Below are 22630 nucleotides of genomic sequence, written 5' to 3'. Positions count from 1 at the left end.
CAGCCGTGAGGCCCGGCACCCCCAACGGGGTGCCGGGCCTCACGGCGTGCGGGGGCGGGGGGGCTACGCGGCGACCTTGCGCCCTCGCTGCAGCGCCCAGAACCACTTCTGGGCCATCAGCGTGAGGATGCCGGCGAGGACGATGCCGAGCAGGTTGAACAGCAGTTGCTTGGTGGAGCCCCAGGTCTGCCCCATGTCGCCGTAGCTCAGGGCCACCGCGGCGTTCGCCGCCGCCGGCACGGTCGTCACGGAGATCGCGACACCGACCAGGGCCCCCGACTTCGCCGAGGTCAGCGACAGCATGCCGGCCGCGCCCGCGAGGACCGCCACGACGAACGAGAACCAGTCCGGGGCGTAGACGAAGCCCGTGTTGGGGCGCGGGCCCTCCAACTGGGCCTCGGTGAACAGGCCCACCCCGTCCATGAACAGGCTGAAGAGGACCGTCACCGCCATGGCGATCGCGAAGCCGGCCAGCAGCGCCGTCAGGGAGCGCAGCGCCAGGCGCGTGCCCCGTTGCACGGCGGCGGTGCACAGGCCGGCCAGCGGGCCGAACTCCGGTCCGACGGCCATGGCGCCCACGATCAGCACCGCGTTGTCGAGCACGACACCGCAGGCCGCGATCATGGTGGCGATCGTGATGAACGCGACGTAGGTGACCGACAGGGTCGACTCCTCGTGCGTGGCCTCCTCCAGGTGCTCCCACAGCACCGCGTCGGCGCCCTCGCCCGGGGCGTCCGCCTCCGCCTTGTCGGCGCGCTTCGACAGGGAGAGGTCGATGTCGTCGACCGCGATCGAGCCCGTGCGGTCGATGCCCAGGCCCCGGAGCCCGCCTATGAGTTCGTCGCCCGCCTCCCGCGCCACGTCGCACAGCACGACGTCCCCGGCCGGATTGCGGGCGGCTCCCGGCAGGACGACGACATGGGCGGTGCCCACCGTCGCCTCGATGAGGCGCACCACGTCGTCGGTCCGGTCGGCGGGGGTGATCAGGCGCAGATGCAGCATGGCGGCAGCGTAGTGGTCAGAGTTTGCGCAGGCTCAGGCGCTGCACCTTGTGGTCCTGGCCCTTGCGTACGACGAGGGTCGCCCGGCCTCGGGTGGGGGCCACGTTCTCCAGCAGGTTGGGCTTGTTGATGGTGCGCCAGGTCGTGCGGGCGTAGTCGAGCGCCTCGTCCTCGGAGACCTGGGTGTACTTGCGGAAGTACGAGTCCGGGTTCTGGAAGGCGGTCGCGCGCAGCTTGCGGAAGCGGTTCAGGTACCAGCGTTCGATGTCCTCGGCGCGGGCGTCGACGTACACGCTGAAGTCGAAGTAGTCCGCGAGGCCGACACGGGTGCGGCCGTCCTTGCCGGGCAGGGCCGGCTGGAGCACGTTCAGGCCCTCGACGATGAGGATGTCGGGGCGGCGGACCGTCAGTCGCCGGCCGGGCACGATGTCGTAGATCAGGTGCGAGTAGACGGGGGCCGTCACCTCGTCCTTGCCGGCCTTGATGTCGGCGACGAAGCGGGTCAGCGCCCGCCGGTCGTACGACTCGGGGAAGCCCTTGCGGGACATCAGGCCGCGCGCTTCGAGCTCCTTGGTGGGGAGCAGGAAACCGTCTGTGGTGACCAGCTCGACGCGGGGGTGCTCGGGCCAGCGGGAGAGGAGCGCCTGGAGCAGACGGGCGACGGTGGACTTGCCGACGGCCACGGAACCGGCGACGCCTATGACGAACGGGGTGCCCGCCTGGGAGCCCTTCTCACCGAGGAAGGTGTTCAGGGCGCCTCGGAGACCGTCCGTCGCCCCGACGTACAGGTTCAGGAGTCTGGACAGCGGCAGGTAGATGTCCCGCACCTCGTCGAGGTCGATGACGTCGCCCAGGCCACGCAGTTTCTCGACCTCCTCGGCGTTCAGCGGGAGCGGCGTCTTTTCGCGCAGCGCGCTCCACTCGGCACGGGTGAGGTCGACGTAGGGAGTCGCCTCCGGCTTGGACCGGTGGGCGCTCCGCGGCAACGAGGAGACCGGAGAGATCACAGTCCATTGTTACGGGAGTATGGACGGGATGGAGGGTGGGGTCCGTCACGCCGGGGGCCGCGGGGTGGATTCGGGGGCCGGCGGGCCGGTGCGGAGGGTGGCTGGAATTTCCGATATCGGGCACGGAATACCGGTATCGGAACGGGGTCGGCCCGTACGCTGCCGCCATGTGCGGAATCGTGGGATACGTGGGGTCGCAGTCGGCGCTTGACGTGGTGATGGCCGGACTGAAGCGGCTGGAGTACCGGGGGTACGACTCGGCGGGTGTCGCCGTCCTGGCGGACGGGGGGCTCGCCGCCGCGAAGAAGGCCGGGAAGCTGGTCAACCTGGAGAAGGAGCTGGTCGACCGGCCGCTGCCGGCCGGCACGACGGGGATCGGCCACACCCGCTGGGCCACCCACGGAGGGCCGACGGACGCCAACGCGCATCCGCACCTCGACAACGCGGGCCGGGTCGCCGTCGTCCACAACGGGATCATCGAGAACTTCGCGTCGCTCCGCGCCGAACTGGCCGAGCGGGGCCACGACCTGACCTCCGAGACGGACACCGAGGTGGTCGCCCATCTGCTCGCCGAGGAGTTCTCCTCGTGCGCGGACCTGGCGGAGGCCATGCGGCTGGTGTGCCGGCGTCTGGAGGGCGCGTTCACCCTGGTCGCGGTCGACGCGGACGATCCGGGCGTGGTCGTCGGCGCGCGCCGCAACTCGCCGCTGGTGGTGGGGGTCGGCGAGGGTGAGGCGTTCCTCGCCTCCGACGTCGCGGCGTTCATCGCTCACACCCGTTCGGCGATCGAGCTGGGGCAGGACCAGGTCGTCGAGCTGCGCCGGGACGGTGTCGTCGTCACCGGGTTCGACGGCAGCCCCGCCGAGGTGCGCTCGTACCACGTCGACTGGGACGCGTCGGCGGCGGAGAAGGGCGGCTACGACTACTTCATGCTCAAGGAGATCGCCGAGCAGCCGAAGGCGGTCGCCGACACCCTGCTCGGGCGGATCGACGCGGCCGGTTCGCTGTCCCTCGACGAGGTGCGCATCCCGGTCCGGACGCTGCGCGAGATCGACAAGGTCGTCATCGTCGCCTGCGGCACCGCGTTCCACGCCGGTCTGATCGCCAAGTACGCCATCGAGCACTGGACGCGCATGCCGTGCGAGGTGGAACTGGCCAGCGAGTTCCGCTACCGGGACCCGATCCTGGACCGGCAGACCCTCGTCGTCGCGATCTCGCAGTCCGGCGAGACCATGGACACGCTGATGGCGCTGCGGCACGCCCGTGAGCAGGGCGCCAAGGTCCTGGCGATCTGCAACACGAACGGTTCGACGATCCCGCGCGAGTCCGACGCGGTCCTCTACACGCACGCCGGCCCCGAGGTGGCCGTCGCCTCCACCAAGGCCTTCCTCACCCAACTGGTGGCCTGCTACCTGGTCGCGCTGTACCTGGGCCAGGTGCGCGGCACCAAGTGGGGCGACGAGATCCAGGCGGTCATCCGGGAGCTGTCCCGCATCTCCCGCGAGGTCGAGCGGGTCCTGGAGACCATGGAGCCTGTACGGGAACTGGCGCGCTCCCTCGCCCACAAGGACACGGTGCTGTTCCTCGGGCGGCACGTGGGCTACCCGGTCGCGCTCGAAGGGGCCCTGAAGCTCAAGGAGCTGGCGTACATGCACGCCGAGGGGTTCGCGGCGGGCGAGCTGAAGCACGGGCCCATCGCGCTGATCGAGGAGGACCTGCCGGTGGTGGTCATCGCGCCGTCGCCGCGCGGCCGCTCGGTCCTGCACGACAAGATCGTCTCCAACATCCAGGAGATCCGGGCCCGGGGCGCCCGCACGATCGTCATCGCGGAGGAGGGCGACGAGGCGGTCGTCCCGTACGCCGACCACCTGATCCGCGTCCCGGCCACCCCGACCCTGCTCCAGCCCCTGGTCTCGACGGTCCCGCTCCAGGTCTTCGCCTGCGAACTGGCGACGGCCCGCGGCAACGAGGTGGACCAGCCGAGGAACCTGGCGAAGTCGGTGACGGTGGAGTGAGCGGGTGTCGGGGCCCGCTCCGGTGGAGGCGCCCCGACGGATCGGTGACGCGGTTCCGTGGCGGGTGTCGCGGGAGCCGCGGGCGCGCGGAAGGTGGTCCGAGAGCTTTAGGGTGCCGTCATGAGCATCATCGGGGTCGGGATCGACGTGGCCGAGATCGAACGGTTCCGGGCGTCGCTTGAGCGGACGCCGGGGCTGGCCGAACGGCTTTTCGTGGAGCGGGAGTTGTCGTTGCCGAGCGGTGGGCGGCGGGGGGTCGCCTCGCTCGCGGCGCGGTTCGCGGCGAAGGAGGCGCTCGCCAAGGCGCTGGGCGCGCCGGCCGGCCTGCACTGGACGGACGCCGAGGTCTACGTCGAGGACAGCGGCCGGCCCCGCCTGCGGGTGAAGGGCACGGTCGCGGCCCGGGCGGCCGAACTGGGCGTGCGCTCCTGGCATGTGTCGCTCAGTCACGACGCCGGGGTGGCCTCGGCGGTGGTGATCGCCGAGGGATAGCGGCTTCGTCCGCCGGGGCACCCTCCTCGCGGCCGGGGCGGCGCGCCGTGCGGCGGTGCGGGAGACTCGGGAGCATGCGTACTGCGTACAGCGTGGAGACCGTAAGGGCCGCCGAACGGGAGCTGATGGCACGGCTTCCCGAGGGGGCGTTGATGCAGCGGGCCGCCGCCGGACTGGCCGCCGCCTGCGCGGACCTGCTGGGGCGGGTGTACGGCAGCCGGGTGGTGCTGCTCGTGGGCAGCGGCGACAACGGGGGCGACGCCCTCTACGCCGGAGCGCGTCTCGCCCGGCGCGGGGCCGGGGTCACCGCGGTGCTGCTCGCACCCGACCGGACACACCCGGGGGGACGCGCGGCGCTGCTGCGCGCCGGGGGCACGACCGCCGCGCCCGACACCGCCGAACCGCTCCTGCGCCGTGCCGACCTGATCGTCGACGGCATCGTCGGGATCGGCGGCAAGGGCGGCCTGCGGCCCGACGCCGCACGGCTCGCCGAACTCGCCGACGCCTCCCGCGCCGCGGTCGTCGCCGTCGATCTGCCGAGCGGTGTCGAGGCGGACACCGGCGAGGTGCTCGGCGACGCCGTCCGCGCCGACCTGACCGTCACCTTCGGCACGCACAAGCCGGGTCTGCTGGTCGATCCGGCGCGCGGGTACGCCGGTTCCGTCCACCTCGTCGACATCGGGCTCGACCTCCCGGAACAGGCCGACCTGGAGGCCCTGCAGCACGCCGACGTCGCCGCCCGGCTGCCCCGGCCGGGTGCGGCCAGCGACAAGTACCGGCGCGGTGTCGTCGGGATCGCCGCCGGGTCCGCCCGCTATCCCGGCGCCGCGGTGCTCGCCGTCTCCGGCGCGCTGCGCGGCGGGGCCGGTGCCGTGCGGTACGTCGGGCCCGCCGCGGACGCCGTCATCGCGCGGTTCCCCGAGACGCTGGTGTCCGGCGAGGGGCCCGCGAAGGCCGGCCGGGTGCAGGCCTGGGTGGTGGGCCCCGGCATCGGCGACGACGCCACGTCCGTGGCGGAGGTGCTCGCCGCGGACGTACCGGTCCTGGTGGACGCGGACGCGCTCCGGCTCGCCGACCGGGAGACCGTACGGGCCCGGAGCGCGCCCACCCTGCTGACCCCGCACGCCGGTGAGGCCGCCGCGCTGCTCGGGGTCGCCCGCGAGGCGGTGGAGGAGGCGCGGCTCGCCTCGGTGCGGGAGCTGGCGGGCCTGTACGGGGCGACGGTGCTCCTCAAGGGCGCCACGACCCTGGTCGCCGGTCCGGTCGGCGGCCCGGTGCGGGTGAACGCGACCGGCACGGCGTGGCTGGCGACGGCCGGCAGCGGGGACGTCCTGTCCGGACTCGCGGGGTCGCTGCTGGCCTCCGGCCTGTCCGCCCTCGACGCCGGCAGCGTCGCCGCCTACCTGCACGGCCTCGCGGGCCGCTTCGCGGCGGACGGCGCCCCCGCGGGCGCCCACGACGTGGCCGCGGCCGTCCCGGAGGCGTGGCGCGACGTGACGGACTGAGGGCTCGCGGCGGTCCTCGGCGCGACGGAGCCCGGGCCGGGCGGCGGCGGGGCCGGGCGGGCGACGGGGGTGCGGCCCGCGCGGGCCCGGAGAGTGAGGGGCCGGAGAGCGAGGGGCCGCGTTGCACAGATCGGGGGACCCTGTGCGCGCGGCTCACCCCGGGGCGTCGGCTCGTTGCGTATGGCTGATCGCATGATGAGCAGACGAATGGCGTGCCGGGTGACCGCGGTGCTGCTGGCGGTGGCGGCGGCCGTGCCCCTGGGGACGGCCACGGCCGCGCCGGGACCGCCCCCGCCCGCGGGTGGCCGCGCGCTGACCGGACCGGCGTCGCCCGCCACGGCAGGGCGCACCACGGCGGGGCGCACCACGGTGGCGTGCGCCGCGGGGAGGGGCCCGTACCAGCGGCAGGTCGAACGGTGGCTGCGGCTCGCGGTGGACGGCAGGCAGTCCGCAGCGGACTGCGAGGCCGTGCGGGCTTTCCAGACGCGGCAGGGCATCAAGCCGGCCAACGGTTACGCCGGCCCCGTCACCTGGGCCCGGATGCGCCTGCTGTCCGCCCGCACCGCCCCGACGGACACGGGGACGGAGGGGGCGTCCGGTGACGCGGCCGGGCCTGCGACCGGCGCCGTGCCGGACCCCGCGAGCGGCTCCGCGGCCGGTCCCGCGAGTGGTGCGGCGACCGGCGGGGCGAGCGGCCCGGCGGCCGGCATCGTGGCCTCCGGGGGCTGTCCCGTCCGCTCCTACCGGGTCGCCTGCGTCGATCTCAAGCGTCAGCTCACCTGGGTGCAGAAGGGCGGCAAGACCCTCTTCGGGCCGGTGGCGATGCGCAGCGGCGGCGCCGGACACCGCACCCGGACCGGCTGGTTCCGGATCTACTGGAAGCACAAGAACCACTGGTCGTCGCTGTACAACGCGCCCATGCCGTACGCCCAGTTCTTCAGCGGCGGGCAGGCCTTCCACGCCGTCTCCGGAAGCATCCACACCACCGGCGGCTCGATGGGCTGCGTGAACCTGCGGCTCGCCGACGCACGGAAACTCTGGAGCGTCCTCAAGACCCGTGACCACGTGTACGTGTGGGGCCGCAGGCCCGGCAGCTAGGGAGCCGTCCGGGCCGGTCGGGGTCCACCGCCGGGCCCGTCGCGGGGGCCGGTGCCGGAAGGGGGTCGTGCCCCTCTGAGAGACTGGGGCGCGATGACAGAGACAGCACACCCGCGGACGGCACCCCTGCGCGCCCGCGCCGAGATCGATCTGGCCGCCCTGCGCGCCAACGTGCGGGCCCTGCGCGCCCACGCGCCGACCGCGGCCCTGATGGCCGTGGTCAAGTCCGACGCGTACGGCCACGGCGCGGTCCCCTGCGCCCGCGCGGCGCGGGAGGCCGGGGCCACCTGGCTCGGCACGGCCACCCCGGAGGAGGCGCTGGCGCTGCGCGCGGCCGGGATCCCGGGCCGCATCATGTGCTGGCTCTGGACCCCGGGCGGTCCCTGGGCCGAGGCGATCGAGGCCGACCTCGACGTGTCGGTCAGCGGCATGTGGGCGCTGCGCGAGGTCACGGCCGCCGCCGAGGCCGTCGGCGCGCCGGCGCGGGTGCAGCTCAAGGCCGACACCGGTCTCGGCCGCGGCGGCTGCCAGCCCGCCGACTGGCCGGAGCTCGTCGCCGCGGCCCTCGCCGCCGAGGCCCGCGGCCTCCTCACCGTCACCGGCCTCTGGTCGCACCTCGCCTGCGCCGACGAGCCGGGGCACCCCTCGATCCAGGCCCAACTCACGCTGTTCCGCGAGATGGTGGCCCACGCCGAGCAGCAGGGCGTGCGCCCCGAGGTGCGGCACATCGCCAACTCGCCCGCGACGCTGACCCTCCCCGAGAGCCACTTCGATCTCGTACGGACCGGGATCGCCGTCTACGGGATCTCGCCGAGCCCCGAGGTCGGCACGCCGGGCGACTTCGGGCTGCGGCCCGTGATGACGCTGAGCGCGTCGCTGGCCCTCATCAAGCACGCCCCGGCCGGTCACGGCGTGAGCTACGGACATCACTACGTCACCCCCGGCGAGACCACGCTCGGCCTGGTCCCCGTCGGCTACGCGGACGGCATCCCGCGGCACGCCTCCGGAACCGGGCCGGTCCTGGTCGCCGGCAAGTGGCGCACGGTCGCGGGCCGGGTGGCGATGGACCAGTTCGTCGTCGACCTCGGCGGTGACGAGCCCGAGCCCGGTGCGCAGGCCGTCCTGTTCGGCCCCGGCGACCGGGGCGAGCCGACCGCCGAGGACTGGGCCCGGGCCGCGGGCACGATCGCGTACGAAATCGTCACGCGCATCGGAACCCGCGTCCCCCGCGTCTACGTGAAGGTGAACGAGGAACAAGTGGGGTAACACCCCTGGGCCGACAGGTGCGCGGGACCCGACGGGCGGAACGCGGCGGGTGACGCGTGCCGTTCGGACACCGGACCAGCAGCGCACGGCCGAGAGCCGAAAGCCGTAACGAGGAGGAGCGGGACGTGAGCGAGAGCAGCGTGGAGGCCGTCGTGAGTGCGGCCTCGGCCGCCGCCTCCGCCGGGAACTGGCGCAGGGCCGGGGTGGCCGGCGCCGCGATAGGCGTGGTCGCGGCGGGGGCCGCGGCCGGAGTCGCGATAGAGCGGCTCACGGTCGGCCGCGGCATGCGCAGGAAGGCCCGTCTCGCCCTCGACTCGGCCGGTCCGTACGGCGCGCTGCGCGGCACCCCCGGCAAGGCGTTCGCCGAGGACGGCACCGAGCTGTACTACGAGGTCGACGAGGCCGAGCCGGAGGCACCGCTCGGTCCGCGCCGGCGCCGGCTCTTCGGCCGCAAGGCCCCCGCCCCCGTCACCGTCGTCTTCAGCCACGGCTACTGCCTGAACCAGGACTCCTGGCACTTCCAGCGGGCCGCGCTGCGCGGGGTGGTGCGCACGGTGCACTGGGACCAGCGCAGCCACGGGCGCTCCGGGCGGGGCGCGGCCCAGCTGAAGGACGGCACGCCGGTCACCATCGACCAGCTCGGCGGCGACCTGAAGGCGGTCATCGACGCGGCGGTGCCCGAGGGCCCGATCGTGCTCGTGGGGCACTCCATGGGCGGTATGACGGTGATGGCGCTGGCCGACCGGTTCCCCGAGCTGATCCGCGAACGGGTCGTCGCCGTGGCCCTGGTCGGCACGTCGTCGGGGCGGCTCGGCGAGGTCAACTTCGGCCTGCCGGTCGCGGGCGTCAACGCCGTCCGGCGGGTGCTCCCCGGTGTGCTGAAGGCGCTCGGGCAGCAGGCCGCCCTGGTCGAGCGCGGACGGCGGGCCACCGCCGACCTGTTCGCCGGGGTCATCAAGCGCTACTCGTTCGCCGGCCGGGACGTCGACCCGGCGATCGAGCGGTTCGCCGAACGGATGATCGAGGGCACGCCGATCGACGTGGTCGCCGAGTTCTACCCGGCGTTCACCGACCACGACAAGACGGCCGCGCTCGCCCACTTCGCCGAACTGCCCGTCCTCGTCCTCGCCGGCGTCAAGGACCTGGTGACACCGAGCGAGCACAGCGAGGCCATCGCCGACCTGCTGCCGGACGCCGAGCTGGTGCTCGTCCCCGACGCGGGACACCTCGTCATGCTGGAGCATCCCGAGGTCGTCACCGACCGCCTCGCCGACCTCCTGGTACGCGCGGGAGCCGTCCCGGCAGGAGCTACGGTGGGTGGCTATGGAAGCACCAGCAGCAGCGCACAACCCGGCTGAGTCCACGCGGGACGCGGCCGGCGCGCAGATCACCGTGACCTCCCCCGAACAGATGCAGGAGCTGGGCCGCAGGCTGGCCCGGCTGCTGCGCGCCGGCGACCTCGTGATGCTGAACGGCGAACTGGGGGCGGGCAAGACGACGCTGACCCGGGGCCTCGGCGAGGGGCTCGGCGTGCGCGGCGCGGTCACCTCCCCGACCTTCGTCATCGCCCGGGTGCACCCCTCCCTCGTCGAGGGCCCGCCGCTGGTGCACGTCGACGCGTACCGCCTGGGGGGCGGGCTCGACGAGATGGAGGACCTCGACCTCGACGTCTCGCTGTCCGACTCCGTGATCGTCGTGGAGTGGGGCGAGGGCAAGGTCGAGGAGCTGACCGACGACCGGCTGAACGTCGTCATCCACCGTGCCGTCGGCGACACCACGGACGAGGTGCGGCACGTGACGCTCACCGGCCTCGGCGAGCGCTGGGCCACCACCGCCCTGGACACCCTCGCCGGCTGACCGGCACGAGCGCCGGGCCACCGGCCCGGACCGCCGCCGTGTCGCCGGGCGGTTCGTACGTTCGGCCAAGTATCCGACAGGACGTCGGCAAGATATTGCGTTCGGTGTCCCGCCCGTGGTCACATGGACTCCAGTGCGTGGTTAGGTCTACCTAACCACGCTGGCCCCCGAAGCCCCAGGAGGCGTCCATGTCGGCTTCAGAGTCGGCCGCAGTGCCGGCCGCGGACCGTGAGCTGCCGGTGGTGCCGCGCGCGACGGGCGGGGTGTCGATGAGGGACCTGCTGGCGGCCTCCGCCGCGGCGGAGGCGGTCTCCCGGCCGCCCCGCGCGCCCCTGGGCGAGCCGCACACCACGGACCGTGCCCACCGGGCCTCCGCCGAGGAACCCCGCAGGGCCGCCTGACGGATCCGCCGGGCCGTACGCACCGTCCTACTTGATGACGACGACCTTCACGTTGACCACGGCGAACTCCCACATCGCGTTCGCGTCGGCGCGGGACGTCCGGATGCCGCCGAGCTTCTTGCTGGGGTCCGGCGCGGTCGTGGAGCCGTCCACCGCCGCGCTGAACCCGATCGCGACGCCGTTGACCAGCGTGAACCGCACGAGGTGCTCGATCGCCACGCCGTCGGACCCGGTGAGGGAGCCCGACCGTGTCGTCACCGCGTAGGTGCCGGGAGCCGGGTCGACCGTGCCGGGGGTGACCTCGAAGGTGCGCCGCACCTTGTTGTTCCCGCCGACCAGCCACACGCGGTCGTCGTCCGTCGAGTACACGACCCGCTCGCCGCTGCCGGACCGGCCGGGCAGCGCGGCGGGGTTCTTCTTGTCCCGGGGCGCCTTCGACGTGGAGGCCTTCGGTGTCGCGCTCGCGTTCGGTTTGCCCAGGGTGTCCGGAACGCTCGCGGACGCCTGGTAGGCGAGGAAGCCGACTACGGCGAGAGCCGCCACGGTGAGCCCGGCCACGAATCCCGAGCTGCTCCTAGCCACCTTGTGTGCCCACCTCTCGACCTTCGTACGTCTTTGCTGTGACGGTAGCAGCAGAGGGACGGGACTCCCGGGCGGCCGTACGTCCGGCTCGGGCGCCGTAGGCTGTTTGCGTGCTCTTGCTCGCTCTGGATACCGCCACCCCCGCCGTCACCGTCGCCCTGCACGACGGGACGGCCGTCGTCGCCTCGTCGAGCCAGGTGGACGCGCGACGGCACGGGGAACTGCTGCTGCCGGCCGTCGACCGGGTGCTCACCGAGGCCGGTCTCGGGCTGGACGCCGTCACCGGCGTCGTCGTGGGCGTCGGCCCCGGCCCGTACACCGGCCTGCGGGTCGGCCTCATGACCGCCGACACCTTCGGACTCGCCCTCGGCGTGCCCGTCCACGGTCTGTGCACCCTCGACGGGCTCGCGTACGCGGCCGACGTGGAGGGTCCCTTCGTCGTCGCCACGGACGCCCGCCGCAAGGAGGTCTACTGGGCGCGGTACACCGACCCCCGCACCCGGGTGTCGGACCCCGCCGTGGACCGCCCCGCCGAGATCGCCGCGTCGGTCGCCGGGCTGCCCGCCGTCGGCGCGGGCGCCCTCCTCTACCCCGACACCTTCCCGGACGCCCGCTCGCCCGAGCACGTCTCGGCCGCCGCGCTCGCCTCGCTGGCCGCCGAGAAGCTCGCCGCGGGCGAGGAACTGGAGCCGCCCCGGCCGCTGTACCTGCGCCGCCCGGACGCCCAGGTCCCCGAGAACTACAAGGTGGTCACCCCCAAGTGACCGCCGAGCTGCGCGAGATGCGCTGGTGGGACATCGATCCCGTACTGGAGCTGGAGAAGGAACTCTTCCCCGTCGACGCCTGGTCCCGGGGCATGTTCTGGTCCGAGCTGGCCCACGCGCGCGGGCCGCAGGCCACCCGCCGCTATCTGGTGGCCCGCGACGGCGACCTCCTCGTCGGGTACGCGGGGCTCGCCGCCTCGGGCGACCTCGGCGACGTGCAGACCATCGCCGTACGCCGGGACCAGTGGGGCACCGGCCTCGGCGCCCGGCTGCTCACCGAACTGCTGCGGGCCGCGAGCGCCTTCGACTGCGCCGAGGTGATGCTCGAGTGCCGCGTGGACAACGTGCGCGCGCAGAAGCTCTACGAGCGCTTCGGCTTCGAGCCCATCGGCTTCCGGCGCGGCTACTACCAGCCGGGGAACGTGGACGCCCTGGTGATGCGCCTGCACGACCCCTCCTCCTCCGTACAAGGAACAGAGACCCATGGCTGACGAACCTCTCGTCCTCGGCATCGAGACCTCCTGCGACGAGACCGGTGTCGGCATCGTCCGCGGCACCACGCTGCTCGCGGACGCGATCGCGTCGAGCGTCGACGAGCACGCCCGCTTCGGCGGTGTCGTGCCCGAGGTCGCCTCCCGCGCGCACCTGGAGGCGATGGTCCCGACCATCGAGCGGGCGCTGAAGGAGGCCGGGGTCTCGGCCAGGGACCTGGACGGCATCGCCGTCACCGCGGGGCCCGGTCTCGCCGGCGCGCTGCTCGTCGGCGTCTCGGCCGCCAAGGCGTACGCGTACGCGCTCGGCAAGCCCCTGTACGGCGTCAACCACCTCGCCTCCCACATCTGCGTGGACCAGCTGGAGCACGGCGCGCTGCCCGAGCCGACGATGGCCCTGCTGGTGTCCGGCGGGCACTCCTCGCTGCTGCTCTCCACCGACATCACCTCCGACGTACGGCCGATGGGCGCGACCATCGACGACGCGGCCGGCGAGGCCTTCGACAAGATCGCGCGCGTCCTGAACCTCGGCTTCCCCGGCGGTCCGGTCATCGACCGGTACGCGAAGGAGGGCGACCCGAAGGCGATCGCGTTCCCGCGCGGTCTGACCGGACCGCGCGACCCGGCGTACGACTTCTCCTTCTCCGGTCTGAAGACCGCCGTGGCCCGCTGGATCGAGGCCAGGCGGGCGGCGGGGGAGGACGTGCCGGTGCGCGACGTCGCCGCGTCGTTCCAGGAGGCCGTGGTGGACGTACTCACCCGCAAGGCCGTCCGGGCCTGCAAGGACCAGGGTGTCGACCACCTGATGATCGGCGGCGGGGTGGCCGCCAACTCGCGGCTGCGCGTGCTCGCCCAGGAGCGCTGCGAGGCCGCCGGGATCCGGCTGCGGGTGCCGCGTCCGAAGCTGTGCACGGACAACGGCGCGATGGTGGCCGCGCTCGGCGCCGAGATGGTCGCCCGCAACCGCGCCGCCTCCGACTGGGACCTGTCCGCGGACTCCTCCCTGCCGGTGACCGACCCGCACGTGCCGGGGCACACGCACACGCACACGCACGATCACGTGCACGAGGTGTCGAAGGAGAACCTCTACTCGTGACCGTCGCGCTGATGTGGGAGGCCCGGGCGGTCGCCGGCCGGGGCGACGACCTGCTCGCCTGGGTGCGGCGGCAGGAGGTCGCGGGGGCGCCGGTGCGGCGCGAGGTCCTGCGGGCGCCGCAGGACCGGGTCCTCGTCATCACCTGGTGGGACGCCGCCTACGACGCCGATCTGCCCGAACTCCCGGAGCCGGACGGGGATTTGGTGACCCGTGCCGTGCACCGGTGGCGGTTCGAGTCGGTGGCCGGGGACTGACGGGGCGCCTGTCGGCACCGAGGGGGCCGGGAGCCCTCGCCGGAGGCGCCCTCGGCGAGACGGCGGACCTGATCCACCCGACCCCACGAGGGCACCCCCGGACCTGTTCGCGGGAGGCTCCGCGGTGAACGTCAGACGCCCGTCGACACCTCGCAACGCAGCCGCCGGTCCGTGCCCGTCACCCGTCGCGGCCCGGTCAGTGTCAGCCGCGCGGTGTGCCGCGCCTCCGCGCTCGACGCCCCCAGCCGCAGCTCCAGCACCCCCGGCTCGACCACCCGCTCGCCCGCGCGGTCGGTGAAGGCCGACAGGTCGGCGTGGAAGCCGAAGGTGACCCGGCGGGACTCCCCGGGCGCCAGGTCCAGACGCCGGTAGCCGATCAGGCGCACGTCCGGACGCGTCACCGACGCCACCGGGTCGTGCAGGTAGAGCTGGACGACCTCGGTGCCGTCGCGGTCGCCCGTGTTGCGGACGGTGAGCGAGACCTCGTAGGAGCCGTCCGTGGTGATCTCGGTGTCCCCGCCCTGGAAGTCCTCCCACGCGAACGACGTGTACGAGAGGCCGTGGCCGAAGGCGTGCAGCGGGGTCGGATCCAGGTTGCTGACCTCGTTCGCGAGGCCGAGCGGAGGCTGGAGATAGGTCCACGGCTGGGACCCGGGCAGCCGCGGCACGCTCACCGGGAGCCGTCCCGAGGGACCGACGCGCCCGGACAGGACGCCGGCCACCGCCGGACCGCCCTCCTCGCCCGGGAAGAAGGCCTGCACCACCGCGCCCAGCCGGCCCTCCCAGCGGCCCAGCGCGTAGGGGCGGCCGGTCAGCAGGACGAGCACCACCGGGACGCCGGTGTCGACCAGCGCGTCCAGCAGCTCGCCCTGCACGCCGGGCAGCCGGAGGTCCGCGGCGTCGCAGCCCTCACCGGAGGTGCCCCGGCCGAACAGTCCGGCCCGGTCGCCGAGGACCGCCACGCACACGTCCGCCTCGGAGGCCCGCGCCACCGCCTCGGCGAAGCCGGACGCGTCGGGGTCCGAGACGGCGCAGCCCTCGGCGAACGTCACCTTCGCGTCCGGGAGTTCGGAACGCAGGGAGTCGAGGACGGTGGGGATGTCGATGCCCGCCGGGACGTCGGGGTGGTGCGTGAGGACATGGGACGGGAAGGAGTAGCAGCCGAGCATCGCGAGCGGATCCGCCGCGCGGGGGCCGACGACCGCGACACGGATCCCGGGCGCCAGCGGCAGCACCCCGGCCGGGTTGTCCAGCAGGACCACCGACGCCTGTGCCAGCCGGCCGGCCAGGTCACGGTTGGCCGTCGAGTCGAGGTCGACGGGACCCGCGGGCTCCGGCCTCCAGTCCTCGTCCAGGAGACCCAGCTCGCACTTCTGCAGCAGCACACGGCGGGCCGCACGGTCGATCAGCGCCTCCGGGGTGCCGCCTCCGCGTACGGCGTCCACCAGGGGCTTCCCGTAGCAGTTCACCGTCGGCAGTTCGACGTCGATGCCCGCCTCCAGCGCCGCGTGGGCCGCCTCGGCGGGGCTCGCGGCGACCCGGTGCAGGGTCTGCAGGAAACCGACGCCGAAGTAGTCGGCGACCACGGTTCCGGTGAAGCCCCACCGCTCCCGCAGGAGTTCGGTGAGCAGCCGCGCGTCCGCGGACGCGGGCACGCCGTCCGTCTCGTTGTACGCCGCCATCACCGAACGGGCGCCGCCCTCGCGCAGCGCCATCTCGAACGGCGGCAGCGTGACGTCCGCGAACTCCCGTCCGCCCGCCCGCACCGGAGCCAGGTTCCGGCCGCCCGCCGAGGACGCGTACCCGGCGAAGTGCTTCAGGGTGGCGACGATCCCGGCCGACTCCAGGCCCCGCACGTACGCCGTGCCGATCGTGCCGACGAGGTACGGGTCCTCGCCGATCGTCTCCTCCACCCGGCCCCAGCGCAGGTCGCGGACCACGTCGAGGACGGGCGCCAGGCCCTGGTGCACGCCGACCGAGCGCAGGTCCTCGCCGATGCGCCGGCCCAGCTCCTCGACCAGTCCCGGGTCGAAGGTGGCGCCCCACGCGAGCGGGACGGGGTAGGCCGTCGCGCGCCAGGCGGTGAACCCCGCGAGGCACTCCTCGTGCGCGACCGCCGGGATGCCGAAGCGGCCGGCGTCGGCGATCGCGCGCTGGGCGCGGGCCAGCGCCCGCGCGCCCAGCTCCGGGTCCACCGGGGCCGTGCCGAAGGAGCGGGTCAGCTGGCCGAGCCCGAGCGTGATCAGTTCGTCCCAGTCGTGGCCGGCGGTCATCTCGTGCTGGAGCGGGGCGACCCCGTCGCCGTCCGTGGCCGCGCCCACCCACACGCCGTACAGCTGGGCGGTCTTCTCCTCCAGGGTCATCCGGGAGAGCAGGTCGTCGACGCGGACGGCGGCGGTCAGCGAGGGATCGCGCCAGGGAGCGGTGGTCATGAAACTCCTGTCGGTGAAAGGGGGGTCGACTGCCCCTGGTCGTACGGGTTCACTTGCCGCCCACACCCATGAGGCCGCCGACCAGCGCGCGGCGGGCCACCAGGTACACGACGAAGATCGGGACGCCGGAGAGGACCACGGAGGCCAGCAGCGCGGGGATGTTCACGCCGAACTCGCTCACGTAGTTGAACAGGCCGAGGGTCAGCACCCGCGGTCCGTCGGACTGCGTGAAGATCAGCGGGAAGAGGAGTCCGTTCCAGGCCTGCAGCGCGGCGTAGACGACCACGGTGCTGATGCCGCCCTTCGCCAGGGGGACGACGAGCTGGAACAGCATCCGGGTGGGGGAGGCGCCGTCCAGGGCCATCGCCTCGTACAGGTCCTCCGAGATGTCCCGCAGGGTGCCGGTGAGGATCAGCACCGACACCGGCATGGCGAAGGCCGCCGTCGGCAGGATGATCGCGAGCAGGCTGTCGTACAGGTCCAGCTTGGCGATCATCAGGTAGAGGGGGACCACGACGGCCTGCGCCGGGATCGCCACGCCCAGCAGGAACAGCCGGAAGGCGGCTCCCGACCAGATGCTGCGGGTCCGTACGGCGACGTACGAGAGCGGGACGCAGAGCACCAGGACGATCGCCACGACGGCGGCCGCCGCGAGCACGGTGTTCCACAGCAGGTGGCCGAAGCCGTTGTGCAGGACGGTCTCGTAGTTGTCCAGGGTCGGGTGGGACGGCGGCTTCAGGGCGTTGTGGCCCAGTGCCTCGCTCTGGTGGGTGAGCGACGCCGAGATCATCGCGTAGACCGGGACGACCACGACGGCCAGCCAGAGCACCGAGCCGAGGCCGGCGAGCGGGTTGGCGCGCCCGGACCAGTGCTTGCGGCGGCGCGGGGTCGGATCGGTGCCCGGGGCCGGGCCCGTCCTCACGGGGCGCTGCAACGTGTCGTGCGACACCTCGTCACATTCCTTCCCGGGTGCTGCGCATGGCGCCGAAGCCGGACAGCCGCACCATCAGCAGGGACAACGCGGTCGCGGCGATCACCAGGAACGAGGCGATCGCGCTCGCGTAGCCGAAGTCGTAGCTCTTGAAGCCCGCCTGGTACATCAGGTACGGCAGGATCGCCGTGTCGGTGCCGGGTCCGCCCTGGGTGAGGATCAGGACCGTCTCGAAGTACGTGAGCGAGCCGACGATCATCAGCACACCGGACGTGGTGGCCGTGTTGCGCAGTTGCGGCAGCGTGATCGAGAAGAACTGGCGCAGGCGTCCGGCGCCGTCGATGGCCGCCGCCTGGTAGAGCACCTCGGGGATCTGCCGTGCGCCGCCCTGGTAGATCAGCGTGTGGAACGGGATGAACTGCCAGCCGCCGACGAACACGATCGCGAGGAACGCGCCGCTGGTCGTGCCGAGCGTGTCCGCGTGGATGATGCCGAAGTTCGGGTCGAGCAGGGCGTAGAACAGCAGCGAGATCGCTGTCGACGACAGCAGGAACGGCGTGAAGAAGATCGCCGAGAGGATCGCGCGGTTGCGCTGCCTGCCCGCCGCCCACACGCCCAGGAGCAGCGAGATCACCGTCTGGAACGCCCAGCTCACCACGGTCAGCGCCACGGTGACCGTCAGCGACTGGGTGAGCCGGTCGTCGTTCAGGAGCTTGCGCCAGTTCGCCAGGCCGACCGGGCGGGGATCGCCCAGGCCGTTCCACTGGGTGAAGGAGAGGTAGAAGGCCAGGACCATCGGGGCGACGGCGAAGAACGCGAAGAACAGGATGGCGGGCAGGGCCAGAGCCGCGCTCGGGCGGCCGGCCCGGTCGCGTGCGGCGGAGCGGGGGCGGCCCGCGGTGCGCGGGCCGCCCTTGACGTGCGCTGTGCTCACTTCAGCCCCTGGAGCGCCGACACGAACTGCGCCGGCGAGGACTTGCCCACGAACAGCTTGTTGACCTCGGTGAGCATCGGGGTCGACACGTTCGGGGCGACCGCCTGGTCCCAGCTCAGCGTGAACGCCGGTGCGTCCTGGACCATTTGGTACTGGAACGTGGCGAACTCCGGGTTGGGCGAGGCGTCCAGCAGGCTCGCCGCGTTCGCGGTGGCCGGCACGTCGCCGTTGGCGATGAGTTCCTTGGTGTAGGCCTCGGAGGCGCTGTCCCGCAGGAACGCGATCGCCGCGTCCTTGTTGGAGGTACGGGCGTTCACCGACCAGTAGTTGGTGGGGTTGCCGACCACGTTGCGGATGTCGCCGGCGCCGCCCTCGAACTTCGGGAAGGCGCACCAGCCCAGGTTCTTCTTGGCGAAGTCCGGGAACTTGCCGAGCTGCGTGGAGTACTCCCACGATCCCATCAGGTGCATCGCCGCCCTGCCCTTGGCGAAGACCGCCGGAGCGCCGCCGTTGCCGTAGCCGACCGAGCTGTAGCCCTTGCCGAAGGCGCCGTCGTCGATCAGCTCCTTGACGGTCTGGGCGGCCTTGAGGACGGCCGGGTCGCCCCAGCCGGAGGCGTCGCCGTTCTTGATCTTCTCGAAGACGTCGGGGCCGCCGATCCGGTCGACCAGGTACTCCAGCCACATCAGCTCCGGCCAGATGTCCGAGCCGCCCAGCGCGAACGGGGTGATCTTCGCCTTCGTCAGCTTGGCGTTGATGTCGAGCAACTGGTCCCAGGTGGTGGGCGGCTGGAGCTTGTGCTCGGCGAAGACGGTCTTGTTGTAGAAGAGGATCACGGGCTGCATGCCCCGCATCGGCACGCCGTAGTTCTTTCCGTCCAGGCCGCCCGCGCTGAGCACCGACGGCAGGAAGCCGCTCTTGAGCACGGGGTCGGACGCGATGACGTCGGTCAGGTCGACCAGCTGGCCGGCGTCCTTGTACGCCTTGATCGAGCCGCCGCCCCAGTTGAAGAACACGTCGGGGGCGTTGGGCGAGCCCATCGCGGTGCGCAGCTTCGCCGGGTAGTCCGTGGCGGGCACCTTCTGCAGCTTGACCGTGCCCTTGGTCTTCTTCGCCGCGGCCGACGCGTTGAACCGGCTGACGGACTTGACCTGGATCTTCGCCGCGTCGTCCCCGTAGACGAACGCGGTGAGCGTGCCGCCGCCGCCCGAGCCGCCGTCGGAGCCGCAGGCGGTGAGCCCGCCGACGGAGGCCAGGGCGGTCGCGCCCGCGCCGAGGAACCAACGTCTGCTGTAGGACTCCATGGGACGGCACCTCTCGGTATGCGCGAGGACTCCACGACGAGCCGACGCGAATGTTTCGAGTTGAACTTCGAATGTTCCGGGAACGTAGGGCGATCCGGAGGGTTCGTCAAGAGGTCGCGCAGGGATACGATCGCGGACATGAAGCCTGGGAATTCGGTGGAAGCAAGGACGGCGACGCTCGCCGAGATCGCCCGCGAGGCAGGGGTGTCGGCCCCGACTGTTTCGAAGGTGCTCAACGGCCGCGCCGATGTCGCCCCGGCGACCCGCAGCCGTGTCGAGGAGCTGCTGCGCGACCACGGATACCGGCGGCGCAGGGCGGAGTCGACGCGGTCGCCCCTGATCGACCTCGTCTTCCACGAGCTGGAGAGCGCCTGGGCGATGGAGGTCATCCGGGGCGTCGAGAACGTGGCGCGGGACGAGGGGCTGAGCGTCGTGCTGTCGGAGAGCGCCGGCCGGCTGACCCCGGGCCGGACCTGGGCCGACCAGGTCGCCGCGCGCCGCCCGTACGGCGTGATCCTCGTGCTGTCCGGTCTCGACGAGTCCGGTCGGGCGCTGCTGACCAGCAGGTCCGTGCCGTTCGTCGTGATGGATCCGGCAGGCGACCCGGGCGACGGCGTGCCGTCCATCGGCGCCACCAACTGGCACGGAGGCCTCGCCGCGACGCGCCATCTCATCGAACTGGGCCACACCCGGATCGGCGCGATCACCGGGCCCTCGCAGATGATGTGCAGCCGCGCCCGGGTCGACGGCTACCGTGCCGCGCTGGAGACGGCGGGGCTGCCCGTCGACGCCGGTCTGATCCTCCCCGGCACCTTCCATCACGAGAGCGGCTACCGGGCCGGGCTCGAACTCCTGCGTCGGCCCGACCGGCCCACGGCCGTCTTCGCCGGCAACGACCTCCAGGCGCTCGGCCTCTACGAGGCGGCCCGCGAGCTGGGGCTGCGGATTCCCGAGGACCTGAGTGTCGTCGGCTTCGACGATCTTCCCGTGGCGCGCTGGGTGGGCCCGCCCCTGACGACCGTGCGGCAGCCGCTGACGGAGATGGCCGAGGCGGCGGCGAAGCTGGTGCTCGAACTGGGCCGGCAGGAAAGGCCCGCGGCCGGGACGCGGATGGAACTGGCGACCAGCCTGGTGGTCCGCAGCAGCACGGGGGCGCCTCCCGCGTGACGCCGGGCCCGGTGAGCGGCTTCCCCGCGCGCCATCCGAAGCCGGTCGGACCTGCGATCGAAACTTTCGAAGAGTTTCTGTCGTGGAAGCGGCCCCCGGTGAGGCCGCTGCGCGCGACGAGCCGCGTCGAGGCGGCACCGCCCCGAGCGGGCCCTTCCGAACAGCCCATTCCGCTTGGTTCCTTCGGGGGGTGCCGGCCCGTGCCGCGTACAACCAATGCGCCGACCGGCGAGTCTCGTGCGGTGAGCCTGAGACCGTGACGGGAGGGCCTCCTCATGAATTCCCCGCGTCCGCGCACCCGTTGGGCGGGAGCCCTCGCCGTCCTCGTGCTGGCCCTGGTGGCTCCCGCCGGGCGCGGTCCGGCGGGCGCGACGACCGTGCCCGTCACACCCGCCTTCGTCCCGGTCCCCGCCGCCTCTCCCGTGCGCGAGGACTTCGACGGAGACGGATATGCGGACCTCGCGGTCGCCGACGGCACCGCCACGGTCGGCGGACGGCACGGCGCCGGCCGCGTCACGGTGCTGTACGGCGGCCCGGACGGCCTGTCCACGGGCGACGCCGGCCGGCGGGCCGGGATCAGCCGGGCCACCAGGGGTGTCCCGGGCTCACCGGTCGCGGGGGAGGGGTTCGGGTCCCGGGTGGCGCGCGGGGACCTGGACGCCGACGGCTACGCGGACCTGGTCGTCACCACCGCGGGGACGAGTGACGCGGTGATCGTCTGGGGCGGTCCGCACGGCTTGACCGGTGCCACCTCGGTGCCCGCCGCCACCGCCTGGACGGGCGACTTCGACGGCGACGGCCTGCTGGATCTGGTGCTCCTGCGCCCCGCCCGCGGCGACGGAGCCACCGGCACCGAGGCGACCGTCCGGACCGGCCCGGTGCGCCGTACGGGCGTCCCCGCCCGGGAGGCCGCCCTCGACCCCGGCGGACTCGCGCACGTCGAGGTCGTCGGCGGTGCCACCGGGGACGTCGACGGCGACGGCCGGGACGACCTGGTGCTCTCCGCGCACTGCGGCGCGGGCGCCTTCTGCACGTACGTCTACCGCTCCACCGCCTCCGGGCCGGTCCGCACCGCCGGACACCGCGGCGGCCCCGCCGTCGCCGTCGGCGACCTCGACGGGGACGGCTACGCGGACGTCGTCGTGGACGCCGGTACCCGGGCCGATCCCGGTCCCGATGCGGCGCACGACGGCGGGCCCGCCCGGCGGTTCGACGTGGCGCGCGGTTCCGCCGCCGGGATCGGCGGGGGCGGCGCGTGGACATCGGTGACGGTGTCGCCGACCCCCGAGGGCCCGGCGGCGTCGGGAGCCGGTGCGCGCGACGGCCGGTCCGGAGCCGGGGTGACCCTCCTGGACACCGACTCCGACGGCTGTGCCGACCTGGCCGGCCCGGCAGCCGGCGAGCCCGCCGGGCACGGCACGTTCCGGGCCCTCTCCGGCTGCCCCGAGACGGCCGCCGCGGACGCGGTGCGCAGGCGCTGACCTCGTCCGGGGAAGAGACTTCCGGGGGAGACGACAAAAACTTCGAGGAAATGCCGGGACGGTGTCGAAACCGCCCTCGCCCGATCGACGCACAGGTGAGAGGCGGGGACGATCCCCGTCCCGAGAGCCACCGAGACACGAGGAGTCACCATGCCCCGCTACCTGTCACTCGTCCAGATCGACGAGAGCACCGCGCCCGCCGAGGGCCCCAGCCCCGAGCTGATGCAGCGCATGGGCGAACTGATCGAGGAGATCACCAAGGCGGGCGTCATGCTGGAGACCGAGGGTCTGACGCCCTCCGCGCAGGGCAAGCGCGTCCTGTGGTCGGGCGGCGAACTGACCGTCACCGACGGCCCCTTCACCGAGTCCAAGGAGGTCGTCGGCGGCTACGCGATCATGCAGTGCAAGGACATGGCCGAGGCCCTGGAGTGGACCAAGCGGTTCCTGAAGGTGCACGAGGAGCACTGGACGGTGACCTGTGAGGTGCGCGAGATCGCCGGCGGCTGAGCGGTCCGCTTGGCCGGGGGCCGTCGCGGGTGTCTGATGGTGGGC

General features: G+C 73.2%; 22 protein-coding genes. 15 read left to right on the top strand and 7 right to left on the bottom strand.

Annotated features, from left to right (window positions below; all coding sequences use genetic code 11):
* Window positions 1–63: 63 nt before the first annotated feature.
* Both OG406_RS17095 and coaA read right to left on the bottom strand, forming a co-directional pair.
* Window positions 64–1002: a DUF389 domain-containing protein gene (locus tag OG406_RS17095; RefSeq protein ID WP_267048306.1), complete on the bottom strand. Its 939-nt coding sequence runs from the start codon at window positions 1000–1002 to the stop codon at window positions 64–66.
* Between the two features lie 16 nt (window positions 1003–1018).
* A complete protein-coding gene (coaA, locus tag OG406_RS17090) occupies window positions 1019–2008 on the bottom strand; it encodes a type I pantothenate kinase (protein WP_164375598.1) in 990 nt (329 codons plus the stop codon).
* A 167-nt stretch (window positions 2009–2175) separates the two neighbouring features.
* On the opposite strand from coaA, the gene glmS reads away from it, so the two are divergent.
* The 8 genes from glmS (at window position 2176) to OG406_RS17050 (ending at window position 10642) form a co-directional block, all read left to right on the top strand.
* Window positions 2176–4023, top strand: coding sequence for a glutamine--fructose-6-phosphate transaminase (isomerizing) (gene glmS / locus OG406_RS17085; protein WP_267048307.1), 1848 nt, complete (start codon window positions 2176–2178; stop codon window positions 4021–4023).
* 120 nt (window positions 4024–4143) lie between these two features.
* Entirely contained in the window at window positions 4144–4515 is a 372-nt protein-coding gene (locus tag OG406_RS17080) for a holo-ACP synthase (RefSeq protein WP_081218910.1), read from the top strand.
* A gap of 74 nt (window positions 4516–4589) precedes the next feature.
* The gene (locus OG406_RS17075; protein ID WP_329186509.1) at window positions 4590–6020 is read left to right on the top strand and encodes an NAD(P)H-hydrate dehydratase; all 1431 of its coding nucleotides are present in this window, start codon (window positions 4590–4592) and stop codon (window positions 6018–6020) included.
* Window positions 6021–6212: 192 nt separating this feature from the next.
* A complete protein-coding gene (locus tag OG406_RS17070; RefSeq protein ID WP_329186507.1) occupies window positions 6213–7118 on the top strand; it encodes a L,D-transpeptidase family protein in 906 nt (301 codons plus the stop codon).
* A 93-nt stretch (window positions 7119–7211) separates the two neighbouring features.
* On the top strand, window positions 7212–8384 hold the full coding sequence (alr, locus tag OG406_RS17065) for an alanine racemase (RefSeq protein WP_164372413.1): 1173 nt from the start codon (window positions 7212–7214) through the stop codon (window positions 8382–8384).
* 125 nt (window positions 8385–8509) lie between these two features.
* Window positions 8510–9742: an alpha/beta fold hydrolase gene (locus OG406_RS17060; RefSeq protein WP_081221750.1), complete on the top strand. Its 1233-nt coding sequence runs from the start codon at window positions 8510–8512 to the stop codon at window positions 9740–9742.
* The gene (gene tsaE / locus OG406_RS17055) at window positions 9708–10241 is read left to right on the top strand and encodes a tRNA (adenosine(37)-N6)-threonylcarbamoyltransferase complex ATPase subunit type 1 TsaE (RefSeq protein ID WP_164372414.1); all 534 of its coding nucleotides are present in this window, start codon (window positions 9708–9710) and stop codon (window positions 10239–10241) included. The genes OG406_RS17060 and tsaE overlap by 35 nt, the downstream gene beginning before the upstream one ends.
* Before the next feature lie 188 nt (window positions 10242–10429).
* Window positions 10430–10642 (top strand): hypothetical protein, encoded by a 213-nt coding sequence (locus tag OG406_RS17050; RefSeq protein ID WP_329186504.1) that lies wholly within the window; start codon window positions 10430–10432, stop codon window positions 10640–10642.
* 27 nt (window positions 10643–10669) lie between these two features.
* Here the strand turns inward: OG406_RS17050 and OG406_RS17045 are convergent, their stop codons facing one another.
* The gene (locus OG406_RS17045; RefSeq protein ID WP_164372415.1) at window positions 10670–11224 is read right to left on the bottom strand and encodes a hypothetical protein; all 555 of its coding nucleotides are present in this window, start codon (window positions 11222–11224) and stop codon (window positions 10670–10672) included.
* Between the two features lie 110 nt (window positions 11225–11334).
* Between OG406_RS17045 and tsaB the strand changes: the two genes are divergently transcribed.
* Genes tsaB through OG406_RS17025 form a run of 4 tightly spaced genes read left to right on the top strand, consistent with a single transcriptional unit; the run spans window position 11335 to window position 13829 of the window.
* Window positions 11335–11988, top strand: a complete 654-nt coding sequence (tsaB, locus tag OG406_RS17040; RefSeq protein ID WP_329186502.1) for a tRNA (adenosine(37)-N6)-threonylcarbamoyltransferase complex dimerization subunit type 1 TsaB — start codon at window positions 11335–11337, stop codon at window positions 11986–11988.
* Between the two features lie 17 nt (window positions 11989–12005).
* Window positions 12006–12479, top strand: a complete 474-nt coding sequence (gene rimI / locus OG406_RS17035; RefSeq protein ID WP_081221751.1) for a ribosomal protein S18-alanine N-acetyltransferase — start codon at window positions 12006–12008, stop codon at window positions 12477–12479.
* Complete coding sequence (gene tsaD, locus OG406_RS17030; protein WP_164372417.1) at window positions 12472–13575, top strand: tRNA (adenosine(37)-N6)-threonylcarbamoyltransferase complex transferase subunit TsaD; 1104 nt, start codon at window positions 12472–12474, stop codon at window positions 13573–13575. Before rimI ends, tsaD begins: the two co-directional genes overlap by 8 nt.
* Window positions 13572–13829: a hypothetical protein gene (locus tag OG406_RS17025; RefSeq protein WP_164372418.1), complete on the top strand. Its 258-nt coding sequence runs from the start codon at window positions 13572–13574 to the stop codon at window positions 13827–13829. The genes tsaD and OG406_RS17025 overlap by 4 nt, the downstream gene beginning before the upstream one ends.
* Window positions 13830–13960: 131 nt before the next feature.
* Here the strand turns inward: OG406_RS17025 and OG406_RS17020 are convergent, their stop codons facing one another.
* The 4 genes from OG406_RS17020 to OG406_RS17005 form a co-directional block, all read right to left on the bottom strand.
* A complete protein-coding gene (locus OG406_RS17020) occupies window positions 13961–16261 on the bottom strand; it encodes a glycoside hydrolase family 3 N-terminal domain-containing protein (RefSeq protein ID WP_329186501.1) in 2301 nt (766 codons plus the stop codon).
* Window positions 16262–16310: 49 nt separating this feature from the next.
* On the bottom strand, window positions 16311–17210 hold the full coding sequence (locus OG406_RS17015; RefSeq protein ID WP_385442585.1) for a carbohydrate ABC transporter permease: 900 nt from the start codon (window positions 17208–17210) through the stop codon (window positions 16311–16313).
* 4 nt (window positions 17211–17214) lie between these two features.
* A complete protein-coding gene (locus OG406_RS17010) occupies window positions 17215–18030 on the bottom strand; it encodes a carbohydrate ABC transporter permease (RefSeq protein ID WP_179165399.1) in 816 nt (271 codons plus the stop codon).
* Between the two features lie 92 nt (window positions 18031–18122).
* On the bottom strand, window positions 18123–19430 hold the full coding sequence (locus OG406_RS17005; RefSeq protein ID WP_267048313.1) for an ABC transporter substrate-binding protein: 1308 nt from the start codon (window positions 19428–19430) through the stop codon (window positions 18123–18125).
* Window positions 19431–19568: 138 nt separating this feature from the next.
* Here OG406_RS17005 and OG406_RS17000 point away from each other — a divergent pair, with 138 nt between their 5' ends.
* The 3 genes from OG406_RS17000 to OG406_RS16990 all read left to right on the top strand — a co-directional run bounded on the left by OG406_RS17000 (window position 19569) and on the right by OG406_RS16990 (window position 22585).
* Complete coding sequence (locus OG406_RS17000; RefSeq protein WP_164372422.1) at window positions 19569–20597, top strand: LacI family DNA-binding transcriptional regulator; 1029 nt, start codon at window positions 19569–19571, stop codon at window positions 20595–20597.
* 275 nt (window positions 20598–20872) lie between these two features.
* A complete protein-coding gene (locus OG406_RS16995; RefSeq protein WP_329186499.1) occupies window positions 20873–22078 on the top strand; it encodes an FG-GAP repeat domain-containing protein in 1206 nt (401 codons plus the stop codon).
* Window positions 22079–22228: 150 nt separating this feature from the next.
* The gene (locus OG406_RS16990; RefSeq protein WP_081218926.1) at window positions 22229–22585 is read left to right on the top strand and encodes a YciI family protein; all 357 of its coding nucleotides are present in this window, start codon (window positions 22229–22231) and stop codon (window positions 22583–22585) included.
* Window positions 22586–22630: the final 45 nt, after the last annotated feature.

It is taken from the genome of Streptomyces sp. NBC_01428 (assembly GCF_036231965.1).
Lineage (GTDB): Bacteria > Actinomycetota > Actinomycetes > Streptomycetales > Streptomycetaceae > Streptomyces.
This window is presented reverse-complemented; position numbering and strand designations above follow the sequence as displayed.

Bases quoted from the DNA above. Each gene is read 5' to 3' on its own strand.
- OG406_RS17095 (WP_267048306.1), bottom strand. From the start codon at position 1,002: ATGCTGCATCTGCGCCTGATCACCCCCGCCGACCGGACCGACGACGTG.
- glmS (WP_267048307.1), top strand. From the start codon at position 2,176: ATGTGCGGAATCGTGGGATACGTGGGGTCGCAGTCGGCGCTTGACGTG.
- OG406_RS17080 (WP_081218910.1), top strand. From the start codon at position 4,144: ATGAGCATCATCGGGGTCGGGATCGACGTGGCCGAGATCGAACGGTTC.
- OG406_RS17075 (WP_329186509.1), top strand. From the start codon at position 4,590: ATGCGTACTGCGTACAGCGTGGAGACCGTAAGGGCCGCCGAACGGGAG.
- OG406_RS17070 (WP_329186507.1), top strand. From the start codon at position 6,213: ATGATGAGCAGACGAATGGCGTGCCGGGTGACCGCGGTGCTGCTGGCG.
- alr (WP_164372413.1), top strand. From the start codon at position 7,212: ATGACAGAGACAGCACACCCGCGGACGGCACCCCTGCGCGCCCGCGCC.
- tsaE (WP_164372414.1), top strand. From the start codon at position 9,708: ATGGAAGCACCAGCAGCAGCGCACAACCCGGCTGAGTCCACGCGGGAC.
- OG406_RS17050 (WP_329186504.1), top strand. From the start codon at position 10,430: ATGTCGGCTTCAGAGTCGGCCGCAGTGCCGGCCGCGGACCGTGAGCTG.
- rimI (WP_081221751.1), top strand. From the start codon at position 12,006: ATGCGCTGGTGGGACATCGATCCCGTACTGGAGCTGGAGAAGGAACTC.
- tsaD (WP_164372417.1), top strand. From the start codon at position 12,472: ATGGCTGACGAACCTCTCGTCCTCGGCATCGAGACCTCCTGCGACGAG.
- OG406_RS17020 (WP_329186501.1), bottom strand. From the start codon at position 16,261: ATGACCACCGCTCCCTGGCGCGATCCCTCGCTGACCGCCGCCGTCCGC.
- OG406_RS17005 (WP_267048313.1), bottom strand. From the start codon at position 19,430: ATGGAGTCCTACAGCAGACGTTGGTTCCTCGGCGCGGGCGCGACCGCC.
- OG406_RS17000 (WP_164372422.1), top strand. From the start codon at position 19,569: ATGAAGCCTGGGAATTCGGTGGAAGCAAGGACGGCGACGCTCGCCGAG.
- OG406_RS16995 (WP_329186499.1), top strand. From the start codon at position 20,873: ATGAATTCCCCGCGTCCGCGCACCCGTTGGGCGGGAGCCCTCGCCGTC.
- OG406_RS16990 (WP_081218926.1), top strand. From the start codon at position 22,229: ATGCCCCGCTACCTGTCACTCGTCCAGATCGACGAGAGCACCGCGCCC.